The 4,544-nt window shown below is 74.6% G+C and carries 3 protein-coding genes; 1 reads left to right on the plus strand and 2 read right to left on the minus strand.

Annotated features, from left to right (window positions below; all coding sequences use genetic code 11):
* Both MNZ39_RS23315 and MNZ39_RS23320 read right to left on the minus strand, forming a co-directional pair.
* On the minus strand, positions 1–449 hold a 449-nt coding region (locus MNZ39_RS23315), incomplete at its 3' end, for a biotin/lipoyl-containing protein (RefSeq protein WP_305037348.1).
* Positions 450–454: 5 nt separating this feature from the next.
* Positions 455–3,280, minus strand: a complete 2,826-nt coding sequence (locus MNZ39_RS23320) for a 2-oxoglutarate dehydrogenase E1 component (protein WP_242341484.1) — start codon at positions 3,278–3,280, stop codon at positions 455–457.
* A 68-nt stretch (positions 3,281–3,348) separates the two neighbouring features.
* On the opposite strand from MNZ39_RS23320, the gene MNZ39_RS23325 reads away from it, so the two are divergent.
* Positions 3,349–4,544, plus strand: a 1,196-nt coding sequence (locus tag MNZ39_RS23325; protein ID WP_242341485.1) for a methyltransferase, incomplete at its 3' end; no start/stop codon positions are given.

Here is a 4,544-nt window from a genome sequence, read left to right on the forward strand (position 1 = left end):
CCGTGCTCGGCGAGGAGCCGCCGCGCGCTCGGCGGGGCCCGGCGCGCACCCGCGGCGGGCACCGGGGCCGCCGGCGCGGTACGCACGGTCGGTGGGGCCGCTGCAGGCGGGGTCGGAGCAGGGGGCGGAGGCTCGGCCCGCGCCACGGGGACGACGCCACCCGGCGTGGGGCCCGAGCCGAGCGGGGATGTCGCGGCCGCCTCGCCGGCGGCGCCTTCCTCGAGCTCCGCGATGGCCTCCCCCACCGCGACGGTGTCGCCGGTGCGCTTCAGCACCCGCTTCAGGACGCCCGCGGCGGGCGCCGGGACCGCCACCGTGGCCTTCTCGCTCTCGACCTCGACGAGCGGCTCGTCCACCTGGACGCGCTCGCCTTCGTTCTTGAGCCACGCGCCGATGGTGGCCTGCGTCACCGACTCTCCGAGAGACGGGACCTTCAGCTGGATGGACATGATCTTCAGCGCTCCTGGGCGGCCGCGCGCTCCGCGCGGATCCGCGAGACGGGCTCTCCGAGGGCCTCGCGCACGAGCTGCTCCTGCTCGAGCCGGTGGCGCGTCGCCGACCCGGCCGCCGGGCTCGCCGACGGTCCGCGCGAGACGAGCGCGATCCGCGACGGGAGCCGCGGCGCGAGGTGGGCGTTCACGTAGTCCCACGCGCCCATGTTCGACGGCTCCTCCTGCGACCAGACGATCTCGACCCCCGGGCGGAAGCGCGCGATGGCGGTCCGCACCGACTCCACGTCGAGCGGGTAGAGCTGCTCGAGCCGTACGATCGCCGCGTGCCGCGCACCCTGAGCCTCCCGCGCGGCGGCGAGGTCGTAGTAGAGCTTGCCCGAGCACAGGACGACCCGCGTCGTCTCCGTTGGGTCGACCCACTCGTCGTCGATCACGGGGCGGAAGCGCTCCTGCACGAGCTGATCGAGCGGCGACACGACCTTCGGGTGCCTGAGGAGGCTCTTCGGCGACATCACCACGAGCGGCTTGCGGTACGGCGAGCGCACCTGGCGGCGCAGCGCGTGGAAGTACTGGGCGGGGGTGGTGAGGTTCACCACGCGCCAGTTGTCGTCCACGGAGAGCTCGAGGAAGCGCTCGAGCCGCGCGGACGAGTGCTCCGGACCCTGCCCCTCCATGCCGTGAGGCAGGAGCAGCGCGAGCCCGGAGAGCCGGTTCCACTTGGCCTCTCCGGAGGAGAGGAACTGGTCGATGATGACCTGCGCCGCGTTCACGAAGTCGCCGAACTGCGCCTCCCAGACGGTGAGCGCGTCCGGCATCTCGAGGCTGTAGCCGTACTCGAACCCGAGCGCGCCCGCCTCCGAGAGCAGGCTGTCGCGGATCTCGACCGGACCCTGGCCGCTCCGCAGATGGGCGAGCGGCGAGTACGGGATGCCCGACTCGTGGTCGTAGAGCACCGCGTGCCGGTGGCTGAAGGTGCCGCGCCGCGTGTCCTGGCCGGAGAGCCGGATGCGCGTGCCCTCCCACGCGAGCGTGCCGAGCGCGAGCTCCTCCGCCATCGCCCAGTCCACCGGCTTCTCGCCGCGCACCATCTGGGCGCGCGCCTCGAGCACCTTCGCGAGCTTCGGGTGAACGCGGAAGCCGCGCGGGACCTCGACGAGCAGGTCGCCCACCCTCCGCAAGACGTCCGGCGCGACGCCGGTCTGCGGCTCCTCGCGGCCCATCGCCCCGCCGCGGAAGTCCTTCCAGAACCCGGTCATCGGCGGGGCGCCCGCCTGGACCGCGATCTTCGCCGAGTCGTGGTACGCCTCCTCGAGCCGCGCGCGGTAGCGCGCGACCATCTGCTCGAGCTCGCCGGCCGCGAGCGTCCCCTCCTTCACGAGCGCCTGCGCGTAGAGCGCCTTCAGGGTCGGCTTGCGCGCGATGGCCCGGTACATGACGGGCTGGGTGAACGCCGGCTCGTCCCCCTCGTTGTGGCCGTGCCGCCGGTAGGTCCACAGGTCGATCACCACGTCCCGGTGGAAGCGCTGGCGGAAGTCGACGGCGATCAGCACCGCCTGGGCGACCGCCTCCATGTCCTCGCCGTTCACGTGGATGATGGGGATCTGCAGCATGCGCGCGGGGCCGGTGCTGTAGGTCGTCGAGCGCGCGTCGCGGGGCGAGGTCGTGAAGCCGACCTGGTTGTTCACGATGACGTGGATCGTGCCGCCCACCGTGTACGCCTCGAGCTCCGACATCTGGAGCGACTCGGCGACGACGCCCTGGGCCGCGAACGCCGCGTCGCCGTGGACGAGGATGGGCAGCGAGCGCTGGCGCCCGGTGTCGCTGTAGCGATCCTGCTTCGCGCGCACCCGCCCCTGCACCACCGTGTCGATCCACTCGAGGTGGCTCGGGTTGAACGCGAGCGACAGGTGCACGAGGACGCCCTCGGCGCTCTCGCGGTCCGAGGAGTAGCCGAGGTGGTACTTCACGTCGCCCCCGCCGGCGTTCACGATGGCTGCGTCGCGGAACTCGGCGAAGATGTCGCGGAGCGGCTTGCCGACCACGTTGGCGAGCACGTTGAGCCGCCCGCGGTGCGCCATGCCGATGACGACGTTGCGCACCCCGTGGCCGATGGCCCGATCCACCGCGAGCTCGAAGAGCGGCAGGAGCCCCTCGGCGCCCTCCACGCTGAAGCGCTTCGCGCCGAGGAACTTCGTCCCGAGGTACTGCTCGAGCGTCTCCGCCTCGACGAGCTTCTCGAGCAGCCGCTTCTTCACCCCAGCGTCGAGCGACACGCGGTTGCGCGTGCGCTCCATCCGCTGCTCGAGCCAGCCGCGCAGGTCGGCGTCGTGCATGTGCGCGAGCTCGACGCCGATCGTCCGGCAGTAGGTCTCCTCCAGCCTCGCCACGAGCTGGCGGAGCGTGTCGCCGCGGTGCCCCTCCGGGTCCGCCGCGGGCCGGTCGAGGTCCGCCTCGGAGAGCCCGAACGCCGCGAGCGAGAAGCGTTCCGCGCGGCGGGTGAGCGCCAGGGGATCGAGGTCGGCCCGCAGGTGGCCGTACTCGCGGTACGCGGTGACGAGCCGGTCCACCCGCGCCTGGAACGCGGCGTCCGCCGATGCGGTCGCCGCAGCAGCAGGGGCGGCGTGCGCGGCCCCGTTCGGCCGCCGAGGCGCGAACGCCTCCGGCGCCGGCTCGCTGCCCGGGGAGGCCGGCAGCGCCTCGAAGTACCTGCGCCAGCGCTCGTCCACCGCGCTGGGCTCGGCGAGCCACTCGTAGTACAGCTTCTCGACGAAGCTCAGGTTGTTGGCGCTCGGCGCCGGGACGGGAAGATCGGTCTCGGGTGATGACATGTCGCGACATAACTTAACTGGCCGACCGAACGCCGCCTCGTGGAACGGTGCCGCAACGAGCTTCCCCGGTGATCTCGCCCCCTCTGCTGATCTGGCGCACCCCGTCCGGTGAGCGCCGGGCCGCGTGGCTCTCGCAGCTCGTGCCTGCGCCGGCGCGGGCGGGCGCCGCCGACGACCGCACCACCGCCGCGGCCGCCGTCGCGCGCGCCAGCAGCGGGGAGGCCCTCGTGTACGAGGGCGATTATCACAATGCGCGACAGCTCCTCACCGCCATGGCGCGGCGGCTCGCCCGCCCCGACCAGGCCCCCTCCGGCGCCAGACGGCGCGGCCGCCCTGCGCCCGGCGCCCGGCGGCCCGCACTCCCGCTCACTCCCCCCACCCAGGACCTTGCGTCGGAGTTCCGGCGGGAGCGCGCGCTGAAGCGGCTCGAGCACGAGGTGCTCACCCGCCTCGTCGTACCGGTCGAGGCGGGCTGGCGCGTCGCGCTCCCCCGGGCGCCGGACGTGGCCTCCGCCTGCGAGGAGGCCCTCGGCCCCATGCCGCAGGGGCCCGGGCTCCTGCCGCTGCGGGAGCTGCTCGGGATCGTCGGGGCGCACGAGTGGCGGCGGCGCGGCGTCGAGGTGCGGGCCCTCGGCGCGCGCGTCCACCCGCGCTACGGCGTCTACGCTCCGGTGCGCGCCGAGTACGTGGACCTCGTCGCCGCCGCGGCCGCCGAGTGGCCGGTCGCGGGGAAGCGGGCCTACGACGTCGGCACCGGCACGGGCGTGCTGGCGCTCGTCCTCGCCCGCGCCGGCGCGCGGGTCGTCGCGACCGACGTCGAGCCCGCCGCGGTCGCGTGCGCCCGCGAGAACGCGGCGCGGCTCGGGCTCGCGGATCGCGTCGAGGTGGTGCAGGCGGATCTCTTCCCCGAGGACGGCGCGCCGGTCGAGCTCGTCGTCTCGAATCCGCCCTGGCTGCCCGCCGAGGCGGCCTCGCCCCTGGAGCGCGCGGTGTACGACCCCGGCGGCAGGTTCCTCGACCGGCTCCTCCGCACGCTGCCCGCGCGGCTCGCGCCGGGCGGCGAGGCCTGGATCGTCATCTCGGATCTCGCCGAGCGGCTCGGGCTCCGGCCCCCCGGCGCCGTCGAGGCGCTCGCCGTCGCCGCGGGGCTCGTGGTCCGCGACGTGCGCGAGACGCGCCCGGCGCATCCGCGGGTCCAGGATCGCGAGGACCCGCTCCACGCCGCGCGCGCGGCGGAGCGGACCCGCCTCTACCGGCTCGGCGC

It is taken from the genome of Anaeromyxobacter sp. SG66, assembly GCF_022690805.1.
Taxonomy (GTDB): Bacteria; Myxococcota; Myxococcia; order Myxococcales; family Anaeromyxobacteraceae; genus Anaeromyxobacter; species Anaeromyxobacter soli.

Bases quoted from the DNA above. Each gene is read 5' to 3' on its own strand.
- MNZ39_RS23320 (WP_242341484.1), bottom strand. From the start codon at position 3,280: ATGTCATCACCCGAGACCGATCTTCCCGTCCCGGCGCCGAGCGCCAAC.